This is a genomic window from Streptomyces rimosus subsp. rimosus, assembly GCF_000720725.1.
GTDB lineage: Bacteria > Actinomycetota > Actinomycetes > Streptomycetales > Streptomycetaceae > Streptomyces > Streptomyces rimosus_A.
The window spans coordinates 25,976-50,719 of sequence record NZ_JOCQ01000015.1 but is presented as its reverse complement, the minus strand read 5'-3'; the positions used below and the strand labels follow the sequence as shown (position 1 = coordinate 50,719).

The window sequence follows — 24,744 nt, the reverse complement described above, 5'->3', positions numbered from 1 at the left end:
CGCGGCCTCGTTCACCGGCGCCCGGGCGGCGGATGCGCCTCCCTGAGGAGGTCCACGAAGTGCTCGGCCGCGCCGGTCGGAGGTACGCGGGAGAAGACGGTGATCTCGCGGCGCCAGGGCGGGTCGGTGGGGACGGCGGTGCAGTGCAGACCGGTCAGTTCGTGGGCGGCGGTGAGGAGGACGCCCACACCGGCCGCCGCCATGCGGACCGCCGTCGAGGTGTGCTGGGTGCGGACCGCCGTACGGGGTGTGAAGCCAGCCCGTTCGCACTCCACGTCCAGCCACCGCCGGCCCGCCACGACCGGTTCCAGCGCGCAGCGCACCCACGGGCGGTCGGCGACCTCCTCGATGCGTACGGCGGTACGGCCGGTGAGCGGGTCGCCGGGCGGCAGGACCAGCACCATCTCCTCCTCCCCCACGACCGTGACCGGCCCCGGCCACTCCTTGGGGCGCGGCCCGACCGCCACGTCGGCCACGCCGCGTTCCATATGCTCGTACAGCTCGTCGGTGGTGGCGTACTCGTGCAGGACCAGGCGCACACCGCCGTACTCGCGCCCCCAGCGCACGCAGACCTCCGGCAGCACGCCGATGGCGTGCGCGTGCACCGTCGCGATGTGCAGCTCGCCGCCGCGCGCCGCGCCGGAGGCCAGCGCGGCGCGGCGGGCCTGTGCGGCGCTGCGTACGGCGAGTTCGGCGTGCGGGAAGTAGGCGCGCCCCATGGGCGTCAGCCCGACGCCGCGCGGCATCCGCTCCAGCAGCGGCCCGCCGACTTCCCGTTCGAGGGCCTTGATCTGGTGGGAGAGCGCCGACTGCGTCACGTGCAGCAGCTCGGCCGCGCGCGTGAAGGAGCCCTCCTCGACCACGGTGACCAGGTACTCCATCTGCCGCAGACTCATCCGGCCCCCGCCCTCCCATGAACGATGTTCATCGCCTCCATGGAAACATTGCCTTGGACTCATGGGCGGGCGGGGGCGGAGGCTGGCCGCATGAGCGACATGAACAGCGGTGGTACGGGGACGGGGGCCGCGCCCGGCGGCGAGACCGACGTGATCGTCATCGGCGGCGGGACCGGCGGCTACAGCACGGCCCTGCGGGCCGCCTCCCTCGGGCTGCGGGTGGTCCTCGCCGAGCGGGACCTCGTCGGCGGGACCTGTCTGCACCGCGGCTGCATCCCGAGCAAGGCGATGCTGCACGCGGCGGAACTGGTGGACGGCATCGCCGAGGCCCGCGAGCGCTGGGGCGTGAAGGCCACGCTCGACAGCGTCGACTGGGGCGCGCTGACCGCCACCCGGGACGACATCGTGACGCGTAATCACCGGGGCGTGGAAGGGCACTTGGAGCGTGCCGGGGTGCGTGTGGTGCGCGGGAGCGCGCGCCTGACCGGCCCGCGCTCCGTGTTCGTCGCGGCACCGGACGGCGGGGAGTTCACCGCGCGGCGCGGCATCGTGCTCGCCACCGGCTCCCGCCCGCGCCTGCTGCCCGGCCTCGCACCCGACGGCCGTACCGTCGTCACCAGCGACGACGCCCTGTTCGCGCCCGGTCTGCCGGACTCGGTCCTGGTGCTGGGCGGCGGCGCGATCGGCGTCGAGTACGCGTCCTTCCACCGGTCGATGGGCGCCCGGGTGACCCTCGTGGAGGCCGTCGGCCGGCTGCTGCCCCTGGAGGACGAGGAGGTGAGCCGCCACTTGGCGCGCGGCCTGAAGAAGCGCGGCATCACGGTCCGTACGGACTCGACGCTGACCGGGACCGAGGTGACGGAGTCCGGTGTACGGGCCACCGTACGCACCCGCGGCGGCGAGGAGACCGTCGAGGCCGAGCGGCTGCTCGTCGCGGTCGGCCGGGTCCCGGTGACCGACGGCCTGGACCTCGCCGCGGCCGGACTCGCCACCGACGCACGCGGTTTCGTGCCGCCCGCCGACTGGTCCCGGCTGGAGACCGCCGTACCCGGCATCCACGTCGTGGGCGACCTGCTGCCGCCTCCCTCGCCGGGCCTGGCGCACGCCTCCTTCGCGGAAGGCCTGCTGGTCGCCGAGACGCTGGCCGGCGTGCCGTCCCGGCCGGTGGACCACGCGACCGTGCCGCGCGTGACGTACTCCTCGCCGCAGACCGCCTCGGTCGGCCTGACCGAGGCCGAGGCACGGGCCCGCGGCCTGGAGATACGGGTCAACACGATGCCGCTGACGGCGGTCGCCAAGGGCATGGTGCACGGGCAGGGCGGCGTGGTGAAGGTCGTCGCGGCGGCGGACGGCGCGGGCGGCGAGGCCACCGGAACCGTACTCGGTGTCCACCTGGTCGGCCCGCACGTCTCCGAAATGATCGCCGAGAGCCAGCTGATCGTCGCCTGGGACGCCGAACCGTCCGACGTGGCGCAGCACATCCACGCGCATCCGACGTTGTCGGAGGCGGTCGGTGAGACGTTTCTGACGCTGGCGGGGCGGGGGCTGCATCAGCATTGAGGGGCGGGGGCGCACGGAACGGGCGTACGAGCCCCCGGGCGCCGCCCGGCTCCGGACATACGAGCCCCCGGGCGCCACCCGGCTCCGGGCATCCGCCCCCTCAGCGGCCGGCGAACACCGACCGCACCCGCGCGCCGTTGACGATCAGGACCACACCAACCAACAGCACGCCGCACACGCCCTGTTCGGTCCTCAGCCACGCCGGAAACGCCCCGGGCAGCACGACGATGACCGTGCGGACCCACACAGCGTCGGTCACCGTATCCGGGTGGTCCCGCAGCAGCACGACGGCGCCCGGCGTGAGGACGCTGAGGGCCGCGATAGCAGCCGACGGGCAGCCTCGTGCTGCAAAGCGCCCGCCGGATGCGGGAGCCACCCGTCTCGTGGATGGCCCCGCCTCGTGAGCGGCCGTCATCAGCATCCGGCCCGTCCCCCGCCGGTCCGTCGTCCGGCCGGACGAAACGCGGCCCCGGCCCGCCTCAAGGGGACGCCGGGCGGACCCGTACTGGATCACCAGTAGGGCCGGTGCCGCGAAGGCTTACCGCGCACACCCCTGGCCGTCCCCGCCCCCGTCACTCCGCCCCACCCGCCACCCTCCGCACCTCGAACCCGCCGCGTCCGTCGAACCGCACCTCCAGCACGGTGGTGAACCCGTCCGCGAGCGAAGGTTCGCGCAGGCGCTTGAACGTGGCGTGGATGCTGACGTCCGGCACCCGGTCGCGGCCCGTCCGCACGGCGTTGCGCCGCAGCGAGCCCGCGACATCCGGCGGGAACCAGTACGCCGTCACGCTCGCGCCCCGGTTCCGCCCCAGCGTCACCAGTGGCTGCCACTCCGCCGGCGACGGATTGGTGTTGTCGACCGCCACCGGCCGACCGGCGGCGAGCGCCTCTCCCACCAGTCGCAGCTGCCGCTGCTGCTTGTTGCGGGCCGCCCGCGGGAACAGATCCTTGCTGACGAGCGCGTAGCGCCCGGAGAGGCACTGCCCGTAGAAGGCCGACTTGCCGGACGCCTGCAACCCCACGAGAACGGCCAGGTCAAGTCCCGTGAACGGCTCACTCAACGACGGTCTCCTTCGGGTTGGCAGGCCGCTTCAGCCGGGTCCGGCCCGCCCCATGGGCACATCCGGCTGTGCCTCCGAAGGAGCCGGAAGGCGGCCGGCCTCGGCCCAGGCCGGGCCGTCCGCCGCCTTCCCTCCGTACCTACCCCTGCGTAAGGACGTACCCCACACTCCCGAACGCAACATGGTCCCCCTGCTGCACCGATACCTCCCCCACCACCCGGCGCCCGTTGACGCAGGTGCCGTTGGTGGAGCCGAGGTCACGGAGGAACCAGGTGCCGTTGGTGTTGCGGAGTTCGGCGTGGGAGCGGGAGACGGTGTCGTGGTTCAGGCGCAGGCCGGAGCCGGGGGCCCGGCCTATGAGGAGGGGGAACGGGCCCGGGGCGGGGAGGAGGAGCTTCGGCAGGCGTTCGCGGCTCCATGCCCGGCGGACCATGATGTTGAACGCCGACATCTTGCCCACCGCGCGCAGCACGGCGCCCTCGACCCGACCGCGGGAGGCGAGATCGGCCGTGGCGGCGTCGAGTTCGGCGTGCCGGCGGGCGCTCAGCACCAGTTCCAGCCGCCGCAGGAAGGTGTCCTGGGACAGCCTGCCTTGCGCCGCGCCCTCGCGCAGCAGCTCCAAGGCGCGCTCCCGGTCGGCTTCCGACGGGCGCGCCGGTCGGGCCGGGAACTCCAGCGATGTCATGCGGGTGATTGTCCGGCGCCCGCGGGCCGGTGTCCAGCCTGGAAGGCCGTGGTGCGGGGCAGCCGCGGCCGGTGGCGGCCCCCTCGGAAACCCCTGGTACCCCGCCCGCCCTCCGGCTGCGATCGCCGCCGGCCCGCGAGAAGGAGAGGAGACGAGAGCCGTGCCGACGTACCCCTGTGTACGCTCCCGTCCCGTCCGCCGGGCCGACTGCTGTTCCGGCCGGAGCCGGACGACGGTGTGATCCTGGACATTCTGCGGCGCGTCGAGACCGGCTCGCTGGACGCCCAGGCCCGCAGGGCAACCGCCGAGGGCGGCGTGGAGCAGGCCGCGCGGGAGGAACTGGACTTCTTCCACTGATGCCCGTCGCCCCGCGACTGGTGGCGGGTCGCCTGGACCTCCCCGCCCGGGCGGGGAGGCGAGGTCGCCACCCGCCGTCTCGCGGCCGAGGGCGCGGAGAGGACCGTCGGCGAAACGGACCAGCCGAACGTCCCGATGGCGGCGGCTTTCGCCAAGGCGGGCTACCCGATGACGCGGGAGCGTGCATTCTTCATCTGAGGCCGGACGGGGCTTTCTTCGTCCGCGCGCCGGACGAAGGAGGACAGCCGTGCTCTTCGAGGTGTGGGCACCGGACGCCGAACGGGTCGCGCTGCATTTCGTGTCGCCCCATGGACGCGCGGAAGGCGACGAAGTGGAGGACGGTGCGGCGGGCGGCCGTGTCGCGAACGGTGCCCTGACCACCGGGCACGCCGTGGCGACCGGGTACGTCCCCACCGGGTCCGTACCCGCCGAGCACGTCCCCATGGAGCGCGCCCCCGGCCGTGCGGGCTGGTGGCGGGCCGATGTACCGGCCCGCCACGGTGACCGCTACGGCTTCCGCCTCGACGACGGCCCGCTGCTGCCCGACCCGCGCTCGGTCCGGCAGCCCGAAGGGCCGGACGGGCCGAGCGCGGTCGTCGAGCACGGCCGGTTCGCCTGGCGGCACGCGTGGCGCGGGCGGCCCCTGCCGGGGGCGGTGCTGTACGAGCTGCACGTGGGCACGTTCACCGGCGCCGGCACCTTCGACGCGGCCGTCGAGCGCCTGCCCCACCTAGCCGACCTGGGCATCACCCATCTGGCGCTGATGCCGGTGTGCCCGTTTCCCGGGACGCACGGCTGGGGGTACGAGGGCGTCGCGCCCTGGGCCGTTCATGAACCGTACGGCGGTCCGGACGGGCTCAAGCGGCTGGTGGACGCCGCGCACGGGCACGGTCTGGGCGTCGTCCTGGACGTCGTGCACAACCACCTGGGCCCGTCCGGCAATCATCTGCCCGCTTTCGGGCCGTATTTCACGGAGACCCACCACACTCCGTGGGGCGCCGCGGTCAACCTCGACGCGCCCGGGTCGGACGAGGTGCGCGCGTACTTCATCGGGAGCGCGCTCGCCTGGCTGCGGGACTACCGGATCGACGGGCTGCGGCTCGATGCCGTACATGCCCTGCACGACACCCGGGCCCGCCATTTCCTCGCCGACCTGTCCGGTGCGGTCGACGCGCTCGCCACACACCTGCGCCGCCCGCTCTTCCTGATCGCCGAGTCCGATCTCAACGATCCGCGCGTCCTCGCGCCGCGCTCCAGCGGCGGCCACGGCCTGCACGCGCAGTGGAACGACGACTTCCACCACAGCCTCCACACAGCGCTGACCGGCGAGTCCCAGGGCTACTACGCCGACTTCGCGCGTGCACCGCTCGCCGCCCTCGCCAAGACGCTGACCGGCGGCTTCTTCCACGACGGTACGTACTCCAGCTTCCGCGGCCGGCGGCACGGCAGCCCGCTGGACCGGCGCGCCACCGACGCCCACCGTCTGCTGGCCTACGCCCAGACGCACGACCAGATCGGCAACCGGGCACTCGGCGACCGGCTGGCCGCCGGCCTCTCCCCCGGCCTGATCGCCTGTGGTGCCGCGCTGGTGCTGTGCGCCCCGTTCACACCGATGCTGTTCATGGGCGAGGAGTGGGGTGCCCGTACGCCCTGGCAGTTCTTCACCGACCACACGGACCCGGAACTGGCCGCGGCGGTACGCGACGGGCGCCGCCGCGAGTTCGCCGCGCACGGCTGGCGGGAGTCGGAGATCCCGGATCCGCAGGACCCGGCCACGCGGAACCGTTCCTGCCTGGACTGGTCGGAGCCGGAGCGCGAGCCGCACGCGGCCCTGCTGGCCTGGTACCGCACCCTGCTCGCGGTGCGCGCCGCACACCCGGAGCTGACCGACCCGGACATGACACGGACCGAGGTCACCTACGACGAGGAGGCCCGCTGGCTGTCCGTGCGGCGCGGGGCGGTGCGGGTGGTGGTGCGTCTGGACGGGGAGGGCACGGCCGAGGTGCCCGGGTCCGGCGGGCGGGCGCGGGTGCTGGCGGCCTGGCCGGACACCTCGTACATCACGGGTGCCGCGCGTACCAACGGCACCCCGGACGCCGTCGCGGCCGGTCCGGGCGGCGTCCTGAGACTGCCGCCCGGGTCGGCCGCGGTGCTGAAGGAGGAGGAGTGACCTGCCCCGGACGGGGAATCAGCGCTTGAACTCCGCGACGAAGGTCTCGCAGAACGCCTTCAGGTCGTCCGGCTTACGGCTGGTGATCAGCTTGTTCGGGCCGCCGGTGCAGACCTTGACCTGCTCGTCCACCCAGGTGCCGCCGGCGTTCCGGATGTCCGTCTGCAGGCTCGGCCAGGACGTCAGCGTACGGTCGCGGACCACGTCCGCCTCGATCAGCGTCCAGGGCGCGTGGCAGATGGCCGCGACCGGCTTGCCCGCGTCGAAGAAGCCGCGGGCGAAGGCCACGGCCTTCTCATTCATCCGCAGCGCGTCCGGGTTGGCCACGCCGCCGGGCAGCACCAGCCCGTCGAAGTCGCCGACCTGCGCCTGGTCCACGGTCTGGTCGACGGGGAAGGTGTCCGCCTTGTCCAGGTGGTTGTACGCCTGCACACGGCCGGACTCGGTGGAGACCAGCTTCGGCGTGCCGCCCGCGTCGATCACCGCCTGCCACGGTTCGGTCAGCTCGACCTGCTCGATGCCTTCGGGTGCTACGAGAAACGCCACCTGCATGGCCGTTCATCCTTTGCGCTCGTCCTGCTGACGAAGAGGTGTTCCCTTCGCGGTCTTCTTTTCGCATCCCCGGCCACAACCGGGCAAAAACGTGCCAAATGGGAGGTGATTCACCCTCGGTAAGCGGGTACCGGGTTGCGTCGCCCGCAAACGGGGCAGCGCAGCCCCGCTGGCCCGATTGTCGAGAGTGGTCTCGCCTGTTAGACACTGTGTCCATGCCTCTGCGTATCGCCGACCTCCTCGCCCGGCCGGAGCTGAACCTGTCGGTCACCTACGACGTCCCGGCGGGGCAGCTGGACCGTACGGTCGAGGCCGCGACCGTCTCCGACCTGCTGCATCCCGGCAAGTGGCTGCAAGGCGGCGAGCTGCTGATGACGATCGGCCTGGTGCTGCCGATGGAGCCGGCGGCCTGCCGGGCGTACGTCCAGGACGTGACCGAGGGCGGGGCGGCCTGCCTGGCGCTCGGACTGGGCCGTGGGCTCCCCTACCAGAAGGCCCCCGCGCCGCTGGTCGACGCCGCGCGCGAAGCGGGCCTGCCGCTGCTGACGGTGCCCGACGAGGTGCCGTTCATCGCGGTCACCAAGGCGGTGTTCGACGCGCGCGCCGACGAACAGCGCACCGTACTGCAGCGCGCGTTCGCGACGCAGCGGCGGCTCACCGCGGCGGCGACGGACAGTGGCCTCCAGCCGATGCTGGAGGAGTGGACCGCCGCCACCGGAGTCGGCGCCACGGTGCTCGACCCGCTGGGCCGGCTGCTCGCCACGGGCGGCGGGCAGTCCGCTCCGCCACCGGCGGCGCGGGACCTTGTGGAGCGGGTCGCCGCCCGCGGCCTGCGCGGCAGCGCGTCCAGTACGGCCGGAGGCCGCCAGCTGGAGGTGCAGCCGCTCGGCGCCCGGCGGCTGCGCGGTCTGCTGCTGCTCACCGGCTCCCCGGACGCGGCAGCGCGCGCTGTGGTGCCCGGCCTGGTCTCGCTGCTCTCTCTGGAGCTGGAGCGCCGCCACCTGATGGACGAGCCGGAGCGCCGCCGCAGGTCGGCACTGCTCGCGGAGCTGCTGTCCGACGAGGAGGGCCCGGCGGGCCGCGCCCACGGCATCCTGGCCGCCGCCGGCCTGCACGACGACCGGGTCCGCGGCGTCGTGGTCGAGCCCCCGGCCGCGGACCCGGCGGACAGCGGTCCGTACGACATCGCCGCCGACCTGGCCCTGGCCGTCCCCGGCGGCCTGGTCCGCGTCGCGGAGAGCGGGCTCGTCGAGGCGGTGGTGGGCGCGGGGCTGGACGTACGGGACGTGCTCGGCCGGTTCGCGCCGCGCTGCCCCGCGGGCATCGGCCCGCTCGCCCCGCCGGACACCGTACGGGTCTCCCTGCGGCAGGCGGCCGGGCTGCTGGGCGTCAGCCGGGCGAGCGGGGTCCCCGAGGAGGCCCGCCAGAGCGCGGCCAGCCGGCTGCTGCTGGACCTCGGCGACCGCCGTACCCTGCACGGTTACGCCGACGCCGTCCTCGGCCCGCTCGATCTCGCCGACCACGGCGAGGAGTTGCTGACGACGCTCGCCGCCTGGCTGGAGACCGGCGGCGCGTGGGACGCCACCAGCCGCCGCCTCGGCGTGCACCGGCACACCGTACGCAACCGGCTCGACAAGGCCATGGACCTGACGGGCCGTCGCCTCGACGACCCCGACGACCGCTTCGACCTGTGGCTGGCCACCCGCATCCGAAGCGGCGGCGACATCCCGGCCGGCGGCCCCGGACGGCCCTGACGGCCTCCGCCGCGCCCCGGTGTGTCCAACAGCCCACCCCCCTGCATGTCCCCGCCCCCCTCTCCTGTCCTACCGTCAGGGGATGCAGACCCCATGCTCCGAAGGAGACCGCGCCGCCGAGGCCGACCGGGACGGCGCGGCGCCCGGCAGGCTGATGGCCATCAGCGACCTGCACATCCGCTACGAGGAGAACCGCGCCATCGTCGACCGGCTGCGGCCCGCCTCGGAGGCCGACTGGCTGCTGGTGGCCGGGGACGTCGGTGAGTACGTCGAGGACATCCGCTGGGCGCTGACCGTGCTCAGCCGGCGCTTCGCCAAGGTGATCTGGGTGCCCGGCAACCACGAACTGTGGACGCCGTCCAACGACCCCGTACAGCTGCGCGGCGTCCGTCGCTACGAACACCTGGTGGCGCTGTGCCGGGAGTTGGGCGTGCTCACGCCCGAGGACCCCTACCCGGTGTGGGAGGGCGAGGGCGGCCCGGCCGTGATCGCCCCGCTCTTCGCGCTGTACGACTACAGCTTCCGCCCGCCCGGCACCTACACCAAGGAGGCGGCGCTGGCCGTCGCCGAGCAGGCCGGGGTGGTCTGCACGGACGAGTTCTTCCTGCACCCGGACCCGTACCCGACCAGGGAGGCGTGGTGCCGGGCCCGCGTGGCGGCCACCGAGGCCCGGCTCGCCGAAATTCCCGAAGACCTGCCCACCGTACTGGTCAACCACTGGCCCATCGTCCGCGAACCCACCGAGCCGCTGTGGCACCCGGAGTTCGCCCTGTGGTGCGGCACCAAGGCCACCGCCGACTGGCCCCGCCGCTTCCGCGCCGCCTCCGTCGTCTACGGCCACCTCCACATCCCGCGCACCATCGAGGTGGACGGCATTCCGCATGTCGAGGTCTCGCTCGGTTATCCCCGCGAATGGCGCCGCCGCAAGGCGGCCCCGGGGCAGCTGGTGCAGATCCTGCCGGCGGTGGAGCGGGCGCCGCAGTTCTGAGGGGCGGCGGGCGGGCCGGGGAGCACGGCGGCCGCGTGCAGTTGCCAGGGTGGGAGCGAACTTCCGAAAACCTGCCCGTGGTGCGGAGTCTTCTGGTGGGATGGGTACCACGATTTCGGTGGTGATCGCGGGGGCGCACGGTGGGGTTGGAGTTCGGGCACCACCTCGGCCTGTCCGGGGCAGTGTCCGACCTGCCCCTGTCCCCTCTCATCCCGCACTACGGGCAACTCCTGTCCCTCCAACGCACCCTCGGCCTGCGACACCTCGGCGAAGCGCTCACGTCCGACGACGCTCACCTGCACATACTGGACGGGGTGTTCGTCTCCCGCCGACACCGCGCACGGGAGCGCGTCGGCCACCAGGAGCTCCAGCGAATCTCGGTGCTCCGCCCGAACGCGGCACGGCTTCTGCGCGCCCTGCAGGACGTGCACGCCCGCCACCCCGCAGCACTGCGGCGGGTGCTCCTGTACCAGCTGACCGAGCTGTTGCAGGACCACCCTCAGGGCAAAGATGCCGCCACGGCCGTAGCGCTGGGCGTTGCGCCTGACGAAGCCCGGGCACTGGTCCACGCGGCCCGCGCGCTCCCCCGGTTCTCGTCTGCGCAGCGGGCCGCGGCGCAGGCTCTGGAGGACGAGTGGGAGCATCGGCGCCTGCATGCTGCCGACCGGCTCGTCCGGGAGCTTCCGCGCGCGGCGGAGCAGGACCCATGGCTGGGCCGGCGCATGCGGCAGATCGTCGCAGCCCTGCGGGACACCGAGGAAAAGCTTGCCGCGGCGGCCCGGCTGGAGGACGAGGGCGACCCGGAAGCGGCCGGTGAGCTCTACCTGTCAGCCGCGCGGCTGGCCTGCGACGATCCCGACGCGCTGCGGGGCCTCGTCCGCACCCGTCAAGCCGGTACGGACTCGCCGGCTGCCGGGCTCGGCCCGGACTCGGTGACCCTGACCTGGCCCGCCGACCCGGACGTACAGATGTGGCGGGTCATCCGGCTCGCCGCGCCCGACGAGTCACCGGCCGTTCTCGCCGACACGGCGGACAGTTGCTTCGAGGACCGAAAGCCGCCGCTCGGCAGCGAGATCCGTTACGCCGTGCTGCCGTTGCGCGAGCGGCTCATCGACGGACCGCCCATCGTGTCCGCACGTTTCCTCGCGGCCCCTGACGTGACGGACCTGCGCTTCACCGAGGGACCGAACCGCCTTGACGCGACCTGGTTGCGCCCGCCCGGAGCCGCAGCCGTCAGCGTCTCGCTGACCGGGCCGGACGGCCGGCCCGCCGAGACCGTCACACACGACGGGGGCTTCACCGCCCGGGGGCTCCCGCCCGGCACGTACCGGGCCCGGGTCAGCTGCCGTTACCGCACGGCGGCGGGCCGGGAAGTCCGCTCCCCCGGCATCGAGGCCCGGCACACCGTCCGCCCCTGGCCCGATCCCGTACGGTCGCTGGCGGCGGCCGCGAAGGGCGGCGGCGTGCGCTTCACCTGGACCGGTGGCGCAGGTGCCGACATACGTCTGGTCGAATGGCCCGGTGACGCCCCGGAGCCGGGCGCGGCATTCCTCCCCTCGTCCCGTGCGCTGCCCGAACCGCTGGCCTGGCCCCTCGTCGACGGCCACCCCGGAGTGTTCTCGCCCCCGGCCGGCACCGCCCGGGTGACCGCCGTGGCGGTGCTCGGCGACCGCGCCGTGGCCGGGCCGAGCATCCGCATCGAGGTGCCGCCTCCGGTCACCGGATTCCGTGCCACGCGCACCACCGGCGGACTGGCCCGGGTCACCTTCGACTGGCCCGCCGGAACCGGCCGGGTGGCGGTGTTCCGCGAGCAGGACGGGAAACATGACGTGTACCCGGTCACCCGCAGCGTGTTCCTGCGCGAAGGGCTGCGCATCCCCGTCGGTCCGTCGGCCGTGCGGCTGAGCGCGACCGCCGAGGCCCGTACGGCGGGTACGACGGTGATCGCCACCGGTGCCGAGGTGGTGCTGGGTGCCGACATCGCCATCACCTACCGGATCGTGCCGCGACCTCGCCGTCCACTGCGCCGGAGAACCGCGACCGTCCGTGTGACGCTGACCTGCCCCGACGGCGAAGGTGTGGCCGACCTGCCGGAATTCGTCCTGGTGGCGCGCGGCGGCGCACGTGATCCGGTCCGCCCGGCCCACCCCGCCGACGGAGCCACCGTGCTGCAGGTGAGCGGCGAGGAACTGCGTACCGCCGGCGCGGTGGAACGCGAGCTGCCGACCGGGGAGCACCGGCCCCCGTTCGCCCTACGCGGCTTCCTGCTCGGCGGCAACGCCACCTCCGTACGCCTCGACGAACCCTCTCCCGCGACCTTGGTGATCCGCTGACATGACGACCGTCATCTGCCCTTACTGCTTTCACCGCGCCAAAGCCGCGCAGTTGCCCTACCGCTGCCTGATGAAGGCCACCGGCATACGGGGCGGCAAACCCTGCGACGCGGCACGTGACGATCTCTGGGCCGAGTTCATGGGACCGAGCGTGCCGCCGGCGAAGCGGATGCGCGGCCCCGTCTTCGCGCCACCGCGCGGGCTCGGCGGCCTGCGCGGCCGCGGAACGCTCCCCGCCTGCCCGGGCTGCGGAGCCACCACGCCGGTACGGGTCTGCCGTCACTGTCACAACGACTTCCCCAGCGACTACTGCGATCAGGACAGCCGCATCATCGCTCTGGTCGGCGCCAAGGCGTCCGGCAAGAGCACCTACGTCTCCGTCCTGGTCAACGAACTGCGCAACCGAGTGGGTGGCGCCTACAACGCCTCGCTCGCCGCGATGGGGGGCGACACTCAGCGACGCGACCGCGAGATGGCCGAGGACCTCTACGACAGACTGCGGCTGCCCGAGGCCACCCGCCCCGCCGCGATGGGCTTCAACGACCCGCTGCTCTACAGGCTCAGCCTTCCCCGGCGGGGCCCCTTCGGAGACGGCAGCCGGCACACCGCCCTGGTCTTCTTCGACGCCGCCGGAGAAGACCTGAAGAGCGCCGAGGCGATGGACCGCTACACCCACTACCTCTCGGCGGCCGACGGCATCATCATGCTGGTCGACCCGCTCCAGCTCGGTTCCGTACGCGACCAGCTGCCTGCCGGGGAGGGACCGCCGCTCCCTGCCGTGGAAACCGCTCCCCAACAGATCGCGGCCGACCTCGCCTCCCAGTTGCGGTCGCACGGGCGGGGCAGACAGCGGGGCCGGGTCACCACCCCGATGGCCGTCGCCGTGACCAAGACGGACATGCTGCACCCACTGCTCGGTTCACACTCGCCCCTGCTGCACAACGCGTCACACGACGGTGGAGTGCTGGACGACGGTGACCGGCTGACCGTGCACGAGGAGATCCGGTCGCTGATGGAGGGCTGGGACTCCGGGGCGATGCGCCGGCAGCTGGAGCGGGACTTCGCCGAGCTGTCGTTCTTCGGGCTCTCGGCACTCGGCGCGCCGCCGCCCGCCCAGGCTCCGGCCGACGCTCCCAAATCGGGGCCCCAGCCCCTGCGCGTCGAGGACCCGCTGCTCTGGCTCCTCGGCCGGCGCGGGCTGATTCCCGTACGCAAGGCAGGCGCGAAGGGAGCATCGGCATGAGCCTGGCTCAGTTGCACTACACCTCGGCCCCGCCCGGCCCGGACGGCTCCGGCTTCCGCTTCACCGCCGTCACGCCGGGGCTGCCGACATCACTGCTGCGAGAGGCGGAACCGCTCATCGGGTACGAGCCGCCGCGCGACGCCCCGCCGCGTCCCACGGACGAACAGCTCGACGGCTTCCCCCGGATGTTCAGCCACACCCTGCTGTCCGACGGCAGCCGGCTGCTGAGCCGCACGGTCTACACGGGCGCCGACTACAGCGGCCGGTGGGGCAATTTCCATGCCCACGCGGTCCACCTGCCCGTCGGTGCCCGGCTTCCCGGTGACCAATTGCCGATCACCGCCTGGGAGTCCGCCCGGTGGGCGGTCCGGACGCCGGAGGGCGCGGAGCCGGCCCCGCTGACGGCGCTCCCCCCGTCCGGACACTTCGACCGGGAGGGCCTGGTCGCCTTCGCGGGGTCCCGCGCACCATGGCTTGCCGCGTTCTTCGCCGACCTGCGGCGGTCGGCCGAGTCCGCCGACGCACCGCAGATCGTCCTCGTCGAGCGGGACAGCGCCGACGTCGCGCGGTGGATCGCGCTGGCCAGCACCGCCCTGCCCCGGAACGACGCCCACCAGCTCACGTTCACCACCTACACCAGACGGCCACAGCTGGCCGGTCAGCAGATCATCGGTGTCCTTCCGGACGACAGCCGGGGCATGGACGGGTACGACCATCGCTACCGTCTGTACGACTGCACGGGCCGGTCATCCACCGAGCCGGTGTCCGACCTGTGGGCCGAGACCGCCGCGCAGATCTGGCTGGGCGGGGCTCCGCACCTGTTCAAGGAAGCCGCCGGGCTGCCGGGCGCCCCCTTCGACGCCGGCCCGCTCGCCGCGGCGGCCCTCTGCGCCGGCGTCGTCCTCGGGCCGGCCTGCCGTACCGCGGCCATCGGCTGGGCCTGCGAGCACCACGGTGTGCTGGCCGGGGACCGGCTGCCCCGGCTCATCGCGGCGCTCTGTTCGCCCGTGGACGACCGTACGGCCGAGGAATCCGCGGCACTCGCCCGGTTCTGCACGGTCCTCGACGGCAGGGCGCCGGCCGCGGCGACCGCTCCGCTCGCCGCTCTGGTGCTGACCGAGGCCGTCCGCACGAGCAGCCTCGAACTTCCCCGCCTGTCCCCATCGGCCTTCACCGCCGAACACCGCGGGCGCCTGGCCGCCGAACTCGCCACCGACCTGCGCGACGGCATCGCGAACGGGGCGTCGGACGCCATACGCGCGCTCCAGCTCCTGGCAGTCGCCGACCCCCTCGGGGTGGACTGCGCCGATCTCGTCCCGGACCTCGCGCGACGGCTGTCCGCCGCGCTGCTGGCCGACCCCGCGCAGGCCGACGCCCCCGCCGTCCGCAGTGCCCTCGACGGCCACTTCGGTCTGCGCGTCGCGTTGTTCGGCAAGCTGGACGACCTCGCCGCCGGTGATCCGCCGGCGGCGGCCCGGCTGCTCGCCCGGGCCGGGCTTGTCGTCCCGGACACCCAGTCACTGCCTCATCTGCGGATGTGTGCGCTGATGGCCCGAGCAGCAGCCGACGAGGATCGTGTCACGGCATTGCACCATTTGGTCAACGGCGCCGGGGTTCCCCTGTTCACCGAACCGCTCGTGCTGCGCACCGCCATGCGCCTGGTGTGGGACGGCGGCACACCGACCACCGGACAGGCCGCGCTGCTGCTCGGCGAAACGGGCTCGGACGTCCACCGGGCGGCGGGCACCTGGCCCACGCTGGTGCAAGCCGCTCTCGACGCGCCCGCCGACGACCCGCATGCCCCCGACCTCGCCCGTGATCTGCTGCGCTGCTTCCCCGAGGAGCTGGACCCCCGCGTCCGAGGAGCCCTTCTGTTGCTCGAATTCGCCGGAGACCTCACCCATGGGCCCGCAGGCCAGGGCTGGGCTGCCCGGGCGGCATCCCTGCGGGCCGTCGCGGAGCCGGTGGAGCCCGCTGTGCTGACGCGTGCCTTCGACGCCGTGGCGCGCCGGCTGCTGGACACGGAGCGGCCGGACGGTGAGCTGTCCGCGCTGGCCGCCTGCCGGGACGAGGAACTGCTGGCGGCGTACGGCAGGGAGGCACGCACCGACCGGGTACGCGACTTGCTGCGCACCGATCCCATGTACGCCGCCGACTGCTTCACCTGCTGGTCCTCCCACCCAGGGACGGACCCGGTGTGGGATGCAACCCGTAACGGCCTGCTCGATGAGGTGCTGCGCCCCGTCGTGCGCGCCCTGCCGCAAGAAGGGGTCGCCTCGGTGGAAACGGCACTGGAACGTGCCCAGGGACGCTGGGCCGAGGAGTTCCGGCAGTGGAACCGGCCCGGGGCACTGAGCCGGTTCGCCCGGCGGCTCGGCGGCCGGGGCCGCCGCTCCGCGCCGCCCGGCCCGCGGTGGAACGACGTACAGCCGCCACGGAAGGACGGCGGCCCGTCATGACCCTCACCACCATGCTGGCCTGCGCCCTGTGGATCATCCTCCCGGTGGCCGTGCCCCTGTGTGTCTTCTCCACCTTCTGGCTCTTCCTGGGCCTGTCGCTGACGGCTGCGGGGAAGAAGCTCGGTCCGTGGCAGGCCGGGGCTCCCGACCCCCGGATCCCGCGGCCGGGGCCGGGTGAGCCGGCACACCGGGCGTACTGGTCGCGGCAGATGTGGCTCGACGCCTGGTCCGCGGCGTACAACAGCATGCTGGCCATCCGGCACCGTCTGGAGGCCGACTGGCTGCACCGAATCACGAAACGGCTCTTCCAGGGGCGGATCGTCTCCAACGGCCTCCCCGGCGAGACCCGGTTCACCCGCTCGCTCAGACGCTTCCTCGCTCCGGGCACGGCGGTCGGAGCGGTGGCCGGGGCGCTTCTCGCGGCACTGCTGACAGCCGTCACGCTGGCCGTCTTCGGGCTGATGCTGGGGGCCGTGTGGTTGTCGGCGGTGACGGCGGCCGGGGCGCTCCGCGCGGCGGAGCGAGGGTGGCGCACGGTCCGCGGCATTCGGATGGTGTGCCCGTACCCCGGCTGTTACCGGACGTTTCCGCTGGCGGTCCATCACTGCCCGAACTGCGGCGCCGCCCACCGTGAGCTGCGTCCCGGCCGGTACGGAGCGCTGTGGCACGTGTGCGCCTGCGGGCAGAGGCTGGTCACCACCTCGATCACCGGCCGGGACCGGTTCACCGCCCGTTGCCCGCACTGCGACCGGCACCTGCCCGCGGCCGTCGGCACCACACGTGTCGTGCATCTGCCGCTGATCGGCAGCACCTCGGCCGGCAAGACCATGCTGCTGGCCGCCATGGCCGCCGGGCTTCAGGCGTGGTCACGGCGCAGCCCGCTGACGGTGGAATACGCCTCCGCGGACGACCGCCAGGCCGCGGTCTCGTTGAACCAGCAGCTGAAGCGGACAGACTGGGCACTGAAGACCCAGGGCGGCCAGCCGCGAGCCCTCATGCTGCTGGTGGGGCGCGGCCGGCGCCGGCGCCTGCTGTATCTGTACGACCCCATGGGCGAGTCGCTCCGCGACGCGGGCACCGTGCGTATGCAGCAGTACCTCGAACACGCCGACGGGGTGATCCTGGTCGCCGATGTCCTCGCCGAGCCGGGTGTACGACGTGCCCTTCAGGATGACGACGTGGAGCGGGCCGGTGACGCACGCCCCGCCGACCAGAGCCCGCTGGACACCTACCAGCGGCTGACCGGCGAACTGTCGGCGCTCACCGGCCGGCGCCGGCGCATCCCGATGGCCGCGGTGGTCACCAAGCGGGACGTGCTGGACCGGCTCTCCGCCCTGCCGGTGCCGGGCGCCCGCATCGACCGCTGGCTGACGGAGATCGGACTCGGGTCCCTGGTACGCGGGTTGGAGCACGACTTCCGGGAGGTCCGCTACTGGGCGGTGAGCGCCTACGCCGCGACCGGCGCCGGGGCCCTCGACAGCGAGCAGCTACGGGCGGCCGAACCGGTGCTGTGGGTGCTGGCCCGTTCCGGGCTGCGGGTGGGCGCGCTCGCCGGCGATCCGGCTCCCGGCGGAGCGCCCGGACCCCGCGCGGAGACCGTACGCGGGCGGGCGGGCCACTGAACTTCCCGGGCCGGCAGGTCACCGGCACGGACAGGGAACGGAAGAGAAGAGGTCGAGATCGAAGTGCCTGTTGTGACACCGCATATCGCACGTCACCGGCGGTTGCTGCTGGGCTTGTTCATCACCGCGGCGGTGCTCACCGCCCTCGCGCTCGGTGCGACGCTCCTGTGCGCACTGACAGGGATCGGGCCGCTCTGACACACCCGAGGCCCCACCGAGACGAACCGATGGAGGACAGCAAAGTGAGTGACATCCCCGGCGGACCGATGGCGAACCGCCCGGTCCATTTCATCTGGCTGCTGGATTGTTCCTACTCCATGCAGGGAAAGAAGATCGGCCAGCTCAACTACGCGATCCGGGAGGCGATCCCGGAGATGAAGTCGGTGGCGCACGACAACCCGGCGGCACAGCTGCTGCTGCGCACCCTCACGTTCTCGACCACCGCGCAGTGGCACCACAAGGATCCCGTCCCGATCGACGACTTCACCTGGCAGGACGTCCAGGTGGACGGCATGACGAACCTGGGCGAGGCATTGCACGTCGTCTCGCGTGAGCTCCAGACGCCGCCGATGCCGACACGCGCGCTCAAGCCGGTGCTGGCGCTGGTCTCGGACGGCGTGCCGACCGACGACTGGAAGGCCGGGCTGAGAGCCGTCGACGCCACGGCCTGGGGCAAGAAGGCGGTGCGGGTGGCCATCGCCATCGGGGAGGACGCCGACCGCAGTGTGCTGCGGGAATTCCTCGGCAATCCGGAGCTGCAGCCGCTGGACGCCAACAGCCCCAAGCAGCTTGCCGCCGCCATCCGATGGGCTTCGACTGCCGCGGTCAAAGCCGCCTCGCAGCCGGTGGCGGGCAGCTCGGACGCTCTGACGAAGCAGCCTCCCTACGCCCCGCCGGTGCTCGACGACGATGACGACGTGTGGTGAGCACACCGCACTGGGAGACGTTCAGCGAGAGCGTCCAGGGAATCAACAAAAAACTCAACCAGGACTACGGCACGGCCGAAGGCCAGGGCAGCACCGAGGATCCGCTGGTCCTGGCGGTGGCGGACGGCCACGGAGCTGCCCGGCACGCCCGCAGCGATGTCGGGGCACGACGCGCGGTGGCTCTCTTCGCGGGGCACGCACGGGAGTTCGCCGGGTTCGCCCGGTCGCTGGTCCGGGAGGAGTCGCGTGGCGGCCTCAGCCGGCTGATGAACTACGCGCAGCACGACATGCCGCGCCGGCTCGTCGCGGCATGGCAGCAGGACGTGCTCGGGCACTGGGACCGGATGCGGAAGCGCAGCGGGGCCGGTACGCCACCGCCCGACACCGCCGACGCGGAGAAACTGCTGCTGTACGGGACCACGCTCATCGGCGCGCTGCTGACACCGCAATTGTTCGTGGCCTGGCAGCTCGGCGACGGGGAACTGGCCGTCGTCGAGCGGGACGGCCGCATCGGCTTTCCGCTGGCGCCCGCCGAAACGGACCTCGGTGACGAGACGGAGTCGATGTGCAGCCACCGGGCCTGGAGCCTGATGCGTGTGCACTGGTCCCCGGTGGTCGGTCCGGACCGTATGCCGAGGCTCATCACGCTCTCGACCGACGGGCTCTCCAAGAGCTTCGCCTCCTCCGAGGGGTTCCCCCGGTTCATGGCCGGCCTGGACCGGCGGCTCGTGGACGAGGGCGCGAAGGAGGTGCGCGCCGTCCTCCCGCAATGGCTGCGGCAAGCGGCGCGGCACTCCGGCGACGACACCACCATGGCGGCCGGATACCGGCCCCCGCACCATCACGCGATCAAGGAGTGACGGACACATCATGAGCGGCATGCTGGACGACGGTCAGCGCCTGACCGCCGACGACGGAGAAGAGATCGAAGTCGTCAAGCTGATCGCGTCGGGTGGCCAGGGCGAGGTCTACCGAGTACGGACCTCGGGCGGTGACCGGGCGCTGAAGTGGTACTACCCGCCGTGCGCGACACCGGAGCAGCGGAGCATCGTTCAGGAGCTGGTGTCCCGCGGCTTCGACGACGACCGCTTCCTGTGGCCGACGGCGTACGTCGAGGGCAGCCCGACGGCGTTCGGCTATGTGATGGACCTCCGCCCGGACCGTTTCCAGGGCTTGCCGACACTGTTCCAGCGGAAGTTGCGCACCACCCCGCGAGCGCTGCTGACCGCCTGTCTCTACACCGTGGAGGCATATCAGACGCTGCATTCCCGCGGCATCGCCTACCGGGACATCTCCTGGGGCAACGTGCTTTTCGACCCGGCCACCGGCGACGTCCTGGTGTGCGACAACGACAACGCCGTGGTGGAGGGGGACAGCAGCGGCATCTCCGGGACGATGGCGTTCATGGCCCCCGAGCTGGTACGGGGCGACCCGGGAGCCCGCCCCGGTACGCAGAGCGACCTGTATTCCCTCTCGGTGCTGCTGTTCATGTTCCTGATGAACCATCACCCGCTGCAGGGACGCCGGGAGCTGCTCATCCACTGTCTCGACGAGCCGGCGGAAAAGGCGCTGTACGGCAAGCACCCGTTGTTCGTCTTCGACCCCGAGGACGACGCGAACGCTCCCGACCCCGTGGAGCAGAGCACCGTACTCGCCACCTGGGACGTTGCTCCGAAGATCCTGCGGGACCTTTTCACGCACAACTTCACAGTCGGTCTGCGCGACCCGGCGGCGCGGGTCCGCGAGTCGCAGTGGCGGGACGCGCTGCGCGCCGTACTCGACGCGGTCGTCGACTGTGCGGACTGCGGACGTCAGAACATGACGCAGCCGGAGGAGACCACCGCCGGCACCTGCTGGTCCTGCGGCAGCACCCTGCTGCTGCCGCCCCGGCTGATTGTCGTGACTCCCCCGCCGCGTGCGGAGCGCCACCTGCGGCTGCACCGCACCGCACGGGTGCACGCCCACCATCTGGAGCCTGAGCCTGTCCGGCACGACTACAGCGACGGTTCGGTACTGGCGGAACTGATCGAACACCCGCAGAAGCCCGGGAAGTTCGGGCTCGCCAACCGTTCGGGGACCGCTTGGACCGGGACCCGGTCCGACGGCACGACGCAGCAGATCGCCCCGGGTCAGACCGTGCCGCTGCGTTCCGGCCTGGAGCTGGATCTCCAGGGGGCGCGGCTCACCGTCCGGGCGAAGTGAGCAGCGGCAGCGGGCGCGTGCACTCCGGTCACAGGCCCACCACGTGCCCCAGCGACTGGGCGAGCGCCAGCCCGCTGCTGCCGGTGGCCAGCCCCAGGGAGATGGTCTCCAGGGCCCGCCTGATCCTCCCCCGGTCGGCGGGCCGCTGCTCCTGCCGGGCCTGCTCCAGCTCTCCCCGCACCTCTTCCGCCTGTGCGACGAGTGCTGGCTGCCCCTCCGTCCGCAGGTGGTTCACCAGTTCCGCCGCCAGCCGCAGGGCCTCGGCCGGGTCCGTCCCGTGATGGTGGATCTCGATCTTCCCGCCATCACCGAAGTTGCTCGGGCCGGAGACCTGGCCGTGGAAGTTGAACGTGCTCATGGGTGCTCCCGTCGTCGTACCGGACACGGTCAGGGCCGGCCGGCGGCGGGCCCGCCGCCGGCCGGGCCGGGCTGCGGTCCCTGCCCGATGTTGATCTGACCGTTGTTGCCGAAGTTGCTCGCCCCGGTGATGTCTCCGGAGAAGTTGTAGGTCTGCATGTTGATGACCTGCTGCGCCTGGTCGAAGGAGCTGGTGTCGACGTTGTGGTCCTTGAGGAACCGCTCCGTCGCGGTCAGCACGCCCTGTTGCAGCCGGTGCAGGAAGTCCTGGGAGTCCGTACGGTCCGAGTGGCCCATCTCGCCCCAGTCGGACACGCGGTCCCGCAGACTGCCGTCGGCTCCGTAGTCGTACACCGCGTGGCGCTTGCTGATCTCCTTGCGCATGTTCTCCAGCTGCCGGGCGCGGCGGTTCGCCGCGGAGCCGCGCCGGTGGTTGCGGCCGATCGCTCCGCGCAGCGCAGGCCAGGTTCGCCCGGTCGCGAACCGCATCAGGCTCCACCACTGCTGGAATCCGTCGCGCGGCAGGTAATCCACCCGCGCATGACGCCGGTGCACCGGCGGGATCGCGTACGCCGCGACCTCCCAGGTCAGGCTGGGGTGGTGCAGCCGGGCCCGCAGATGCATCGACACCACGACCCGGCCGCCCTCACCGACCCGTTCCAGGCTCAGGTACGTACGCATACCGGCTCCGGGCTGGGCGAGACCGGCCTGTACGAGCTGCTTCGGCACCTGGGCGCGGGGCCGGCCGAGCGGGTCCGGAAGCGCCTCCGGTCCCAGCTGCCAGACGTGGGTGCCCAGAACGTAGAGCCGGTTCTTGGCCCGCAGGCCTTCCAGGCCGGCGATGTGGGCCATCTCGTTCGCGACGTAGGTGTGCAGCGCCACGGCGTCGAAGGGCTTGATGGTCAGCTTGCCGCCGGTGGGGGAAACAGCCGGGCGGCTGACGTCGATGGGCTGCCAGACCGCTTCTTTGATCTTCTTGCCGCTGCCCACGAAGGGCGTGGTGCGCTCGGCATCGGCCGCGTACGGCACGAAGTTCGTCCGCTTCTGCTGCAGTTCCTGAAGCCTGGTCTCCACCTCGGACGCCACCGGCGGCGCCAGCTTCTCCGGGGCCTCGGCGGACTCGAAGACGTCGAGGGCGGCGGCCCTGGCCTTCGCCTCCGCCCGGTGGACCAGCCACCAAGCGGCTCCCAGCACGGCGAAAACCGCGTAGCAACCGGATGCGGCCACAACGGATCCACCGCTGACCAGCCCGTAGAACCACAGGAACACCGCCGTACACAGCGCCGCGAAGAGCCAGCCCAGCTGGCGGTCGCGGACGTCCATGCGCTCGGCCGCCACCCGGGCGTGCCGTACCACGGCGACGAGGTTGATGCCCAGCGACAGTCCGTGAGCCTTCATCCCGTCTTCGACGAATTCCTCGCGCACCTGCCGGGCGAAGTCTTCGTCCAGATGGACAGCGGCGCAGAGGCGCCGGGTCACCGCGTCCTTACGGTACCTGGGCAGCGGAGGCAATTGCCTGTGCACCATCTTCCCCCGGCCCCCTCCTTGCGCGGCAATTCCGTATCACCCTACGGATCGTGCGGTCGGCTGTCCCGAAGTTCGCCGATCACCGGCGTGAACGCGGGGCCGCAGGTGCCGGCAATGATGCGTACCGGCCCCTGCGCCCAGGCGGACGCGGTCCGTCAGCCCCCGTCCGGCGTAAGCCGCACCGAAATCGAGTTGATGCAGTACCGCTGATCGGTCGGGGTCGGGTAACCCTCGCCCTCGAAGACGTGGCCGAGGTGGGAGCCGCAGCGGGCGCAGCGGACTTCCGTGCGGACCATGCCGTGGGAGCGGTCCTGGAGGAGTTCCACGGCGTCGGTGTCCTTGGGGTCGTAGAAGGACGGCCAGCCGCAGTGGCTCTCGAACTTGGTCTCCGAGCGGAACAGTTCGGCGCCGCAGGCGCGGCAGGAGTAGACGCCCGCCGTCTTCGTGTCGGTGTACTCACCGACGAACGCGGGCTCCGTGCCGCCCTGGCGCAGGACCTGGTACTCCTGCGGGGTCAGCTCGGCGCGCCACTGCTCGTCCGGCTTGTCGATCTCGTACGGCATACGGTCCCTCTTCCTCAGGTCAGCTCTGCAGGCGCGCGAGGATCTGCGGGCCCAGTTCCGTCACGTCGCCCGCGCCCATGGTGAGAACAAGGTCGCCCGGCCGTGCCATTCCTGCCACGACCTCAGGGACGGCGGACTTGTCCGGTTCGGCGGTCACCCGGGCGCCCGCGGCCTGGGCCGCGTCGATGATCAGGGCACTGGTGATGCCGGGGATCGGGTCCTCGCGGGCCGGGTAGATGTCGAGGACGACGGAGGCGTCGGCGAGGGCGAGCGCCTCGCCCATCTCCTTGCCCAGTTCCTGGGTGCGGGAGAAGAGGTGCGGCTGGAAGACGACCAGGACGCGGGAGCCGGCCGCGGCGCCGCGGATGGCCTCCAGGTCGGCGGTCATCTCGGTGGGGTGGTGGGCGTAGGAGTCGATGACCTGGACGCCGGCGGCCTCCCCCTGGAGCTGGAGGCGGCGCTTGACGCCGGTGTACGTGCCGAGTGCGGAGGCCAGGTTGTGCGGCGGGAGGCCGAGCGCGGTGCCGGCGGCGAGGGCGGCGACGGCGTTCAGGGCGTAGTGGCGGCCGGGCACCGAGACGGTGAAGGTGAGGACCTTGCCGTTCGCGAGGGCGACGGTGACCTCGCTGGTCAGCCCGCGCTGGTTGATCTTGAGGACCCGTACGTCGGCGTCCTCGGCCTCGCCGTACGTGACGATGTCGATGTCCAGGCGGCCGGTGAGGCGGGAGGTCAGCTCGCGGGCGCCGGGGTGGTCGGCGGAGATCACGAGGGTGCCGCCGGGGCGGATGCGGGCGGCGAAGGTCTCGAAGGACTCGTAGATCTCGTCCATCGAGGCGTAGTTGGCGTGGTGGTCCAGCTCCACGTTGAGGACGATGGCGACCTCGGGCGCGTACTTGTGGAAGCTGCGGTCGCTCTCGTCCGCCTCGGCGACGAAGATCTCGCCGCTGCCGTGCTCGGCGTTGGAGCCGGGGGCGTCCAGGTCGCCGCCGATCGCGTACGACGGGGACAGGCCCAGCGAGGTGAGGGAGACGGCCAGCATGGAGGTGGTGGTCGTCTTGCCGTGGGTGCCGGCCACGGCGATCGGGCGCAGGCCGTCCATGAGGGAGGCGAGCGCGTCGGAGCGGTGCACGACGGGGATGCCGCGCTCGCGGGCCGCGGCCAGCTCCGGGTTGTCGTCGCGGATGGCGGAGGAGACGACGACGCTGGTGGCGTCCTCGGCGAGGTGGGCGGCGGCGTGGCCGATGTGGACCGTGGCGCCGAGGCCGCGCAGGGCGCCGGCGGTCGCCGACTCCTTGGCGTCGCTGCCCGCGACCCGGGCGCCGCGCTGGGTGAGGATCTTCGCAATGCCGGACATCCCGGCGCCGCCGATGCCGATGAAGTGCGGTCGGTCCATCGCGTCGGGGATGCCCGGGGCCGGTGCCATGCGTCAGTCTCCTGCTCGTCGATCACTTCGTCCGTACGCGTACGGAGCTCCACGGTCCGTACGCGC

At 72.6% G+C, this 24,744-nt stretch carries 20 protein-coding genes and 1 pseudogene; 12 read left to right on the top strand and 9 right to left on the bottom strand.

The window, feature by feature from the left end:
- Positions 1 to 11 precede the first annotated feature (11 nt).
- The gene (locus tag IH45_RS0110735; protein ID WP_030665113.1) at positions 12 to 896 is read right to left on the bottom strand and encodes a LysR family transcriptional regulator; all 885 of its coding nucleotides are present in this window, start codon (positions 894 to 896) and stop codon (positions 12 to 14) included.
- Between the two features lie 90 nt (positions 897 to 986).
- On the opposite strand from IH45_RS0110735, the gene lpdA reads away from it, so the two are divergent.
- Complete coding sequence (gene lpdA, locus IH45_RS0110730) at positions 987 to 2,456, top strand: dihydrolipoyl dehydrogenase (protein WP_078897433.1); 1,470 nt, start codon at positions 987 to 989, stop codon at positions 2,454 to 2,456.
- Between the two features lie 100 nt (positions 2,457 to 2,556).
- Here lpdA and IH45_RS1000000149820 read toward each other — a convergent pair whose 3' ends face one another.
- The 3 genes from IH45_RS1000000149820 to IH45_RS0110715 form a co-directional block, all read right to left on the bottom strand.
- Positions 2,557 to 2,742: a hypothetical protein gene (locus IH45_RS1000000149820; protein ID WP_234440495.1), complete on the bottom strand. Its 186-nt coding sequence runs from the start codon at positions 2,740 to 2,742 to the stop codon at positions 2,557 to 2,559.
- 286 nt (positions 2,743 to 3,028) lie between these two features.
- Positions 3,029 to 3,517 carry an AAA family ATPase gene (locus IH45_RS0110720; RefSeq protein ID WP_030665104.1) on the bottom strand — a complete coding sequence of 163 codons (489 nt, stop codon included), beginning with the start codon at positions 3,515 to 3,517 and terminating at the stop codon, positions 3,029 to 3,031.
- Between the two features lie 139 nt (positions 3,518 to 3,656).
- A complete protein-coding gene (locus IH45_RS0110715) occupies positions 3,657 to 4,202 on the bottom strand; it encodes a DUF1707 and FHA domain-containing protein (protein WP_030665101.1) in 546 nt (181 codons plus the stop codon).
- 171 nt (positions 4,203 to 4,373) lie between these two features.
- Here IH45_RS0110715 and IH45_RS1000000149815 point away from each other — a divergent pair.
- Both IH45_RS1000000149815 and treZ read left to right on the top strand, forming a co-directional pair.
- A pseudogene (locus IH45_RS1000000149815) lies at positions 4,374 to 4,757 on the top strand (GNAT family N-acetyltransferase); the annotation flags it as partial.
- A 49-nt stretch (positions 4,758 to 4,806) separates the two neighbouring features.
- Positions 4,807 to 6,729, top strand: coding sequence for a malto-oligosyltrehalose trehalohydrolase (gene treZ / locus IH45_RS0110705; RefSeq protein WP_030665097.1), 1,923 nt, complete (start codon positions 4,807 to 4,809; stop codon positions 6,727 to 6,729).
- An 18-nt stretch (positions 6,730 to 6,747) separates the two neighbouring features.
- Here treZ and IH45_RS0110700 read toward each other — a convergent pair whose 3' ends face one another.
- Complete coding sequence (locus IH45_RS0110700; protein ID WP_030665094.1) at positions 6,748 to 7,281, bottom strand: type 1 glutamine amidotransferase domain-containing protein; 534 nt, start codon at positions 7,279 to 7,281, stop codon at positions 6,748 to 6,750.
- 215 nt (positions 7,282 to 7,496) lie between these two features.
- On the opposite strand from IH45_RS0110700, the gene IH45_RS0110695 reads away from it, so the two are divergent.
- From IH45_RS0110695 to IH45_RS0110650, 9 genes are all read left to right on the top strand, one after another.
- Positions 7,497 to 9,035 carry a PucR family transcriptional regulator gene (locus tag IH45_RS0110695; protein WP_030665091.1) on the top strand — a complete coding sequence of 513 codons (1,539 nt, stop codon included), beginning with the start codon at positions 7,497 to 7,499 and terminating at the stop codon, positions 9,033 to 9,035.
- A gap of 82 nt (positions 9,036 to 9,117) precedes the next feature.
- On the top strand, positions 9,118 to 10,023 hold the full coding sequence (locus IH45_RS0110690) for a metallophosphoesterase family protein (protein WP_030665088.1): 906 nt from the start codon (positions 9,118 to 9,120) through the stop codon (positions 10,021 to 10,023).
- 140 nt (positions 10,024 to 10,163) lie between these two features.
- Positions 10,164 to 12,356, top strand: coding sequence for a fibronectin type III domain-containing protein (locus tag IH45_RS0110685; RefSeq protein ID WP_030665084.1), 2,193 nt, complete (start codon positions 10,164 to 10,166; stop codon positions 12,354 to 12,356).
- Position 12,357: 1 nt separating this feature from the next.
- On the top strand, positions 12,358 to 13,599 hold the full coding sequence (locus tag IH45_RS0110680) for a TRAFAC clade GTPase domain-containing protein (RefSeq protein WP_030665081.1): 1,242 nt from the start codon (positions 12,358 to 12,360) through the stop codon (positions 13,597 to 13,599).
- Positions 13,596 to 16,058, top strand: a complete 2,463-nt coding sequence (locus tag IH45_RS0110675; protein WP_032917154.1) for a GTPase-associated protein 1-related protein — start codon at positions 13,596 to 13,598, stop codon at positions 16,056 to 16,058. Before IH45_RS0110680 ends, IH45_RS0110675 begins: the two co-directional genes overlap by 4 nt.
- Entirely contained in the window at positions 16,055 to 17,680 is a 1,626-nt protein-coding gene (locus tag IH45_RS0110670; RefSeq protein ID WP_030665074.1) for a TRAFAC clade GTPase domain-containing protein, read from the top strand. The genes IH45_RS0110675 and IH45_RS0110670 overlap by 4 nt, the downstream gene beginning before the upstream one ends.
- Positions 17,681 to 17,946: 266 nt before the next feature.
- Entirely contained in the window at positions 17,947 to 18,606 is a 660-nt protein-coding gene (locus IH45_RS0110660) for a vWA domain-containing protein (protein WP_030665071.1), read from the top strand.
- Entirely contained in the window at positions 18,600 to 19,466 is an 867-nt protein-coding gene (locus IH45_RS0110655) for a protein phosphatase 2C domain-containing protein (RefSeq protein WP_030665067.1), read from the top strand. Before IH45_RS0110660 ends, IH45_RS0110655 begins: the two co-directional genes overlap by 7 nt.
- Positions 19,467 to 19,476: 10 nt before the next feature.
- Complete coding sequence (locus IH45_RS0110650; protein ID WP_030665064.1) at positions 19,477 to 20,808, top strand: protein kinase domain-containing protein; 1,332 nt, start codon at positions 19,477 to 19,479, stop codon at positions 20,806 to 20,808.
- Between the two features lie 28 nt (positions 20,809 to 20,836).
- On the opposite strand, the gene IH45_RS0110645 is transcribed toward IH45_RS0110650, so the two are convergent.
- The 4 genes from IH45_RS0110645 to murC all read right to left on the bottom strand — a co-directional run bounded on the left by IH45_RS0110645 (position 20,837) and on the right by murC (position 24,678).
- Complete coding sequence (locus IH45_RS0110645; RefSeq protein WP_030665060.1) at positions 20,837 to 21,166, bottom strand: hypothetical protein; 330 nt, start codon at positions 21,164 to 21,166, stop codon at positions 20,837 to 20,839.
- Positions 21,167 to 21,195: 29 nt separating this feature from the next.
- Positions 21,196 to 22,692 (bottom strand): hypothetical protein, encoded by a 1,497-nt coding sequence (locus IH45_RS0110640; RefSeq protein ID WP_030665059.1) that lies wholly within the window; start codon positions 22,690 to 22,692, stop codon positions 21,196 to 21,198.
- 155 nt (positions 22,693 to 22,847) lie between these two features.
- Complete coding sequence (gene msrB, locus IH45_RS0110635; RefSeq protein WP_030665057.1) at positions 22,848 to 23,255, bottom strand: peptide-methionine (R)-S-oxide reductase MsrB; 408 nt, start codon at positions 23,253 to 23,255, stop codon at positions 22,848 to 22,850.
- A 19-nt stretch (positions 23,256 to 23,274) separates the two neighbouring features.
- Positions 23,275 to 24,678: a UDP-N-acetylmuramate--L-alanine ligase gene (gene murC / locus IH45_RS0110630; RefSeq protein WP_030665055.1), complete on the bottom strand. Its 1,404-nt coding sequence runs from the start codon at positions 24,676 to 24,678 to the stop codon at positions 23,275 to 23,277.
- Positions 24,679 to 24,744 lie beyond the last annotated feature (66 nt).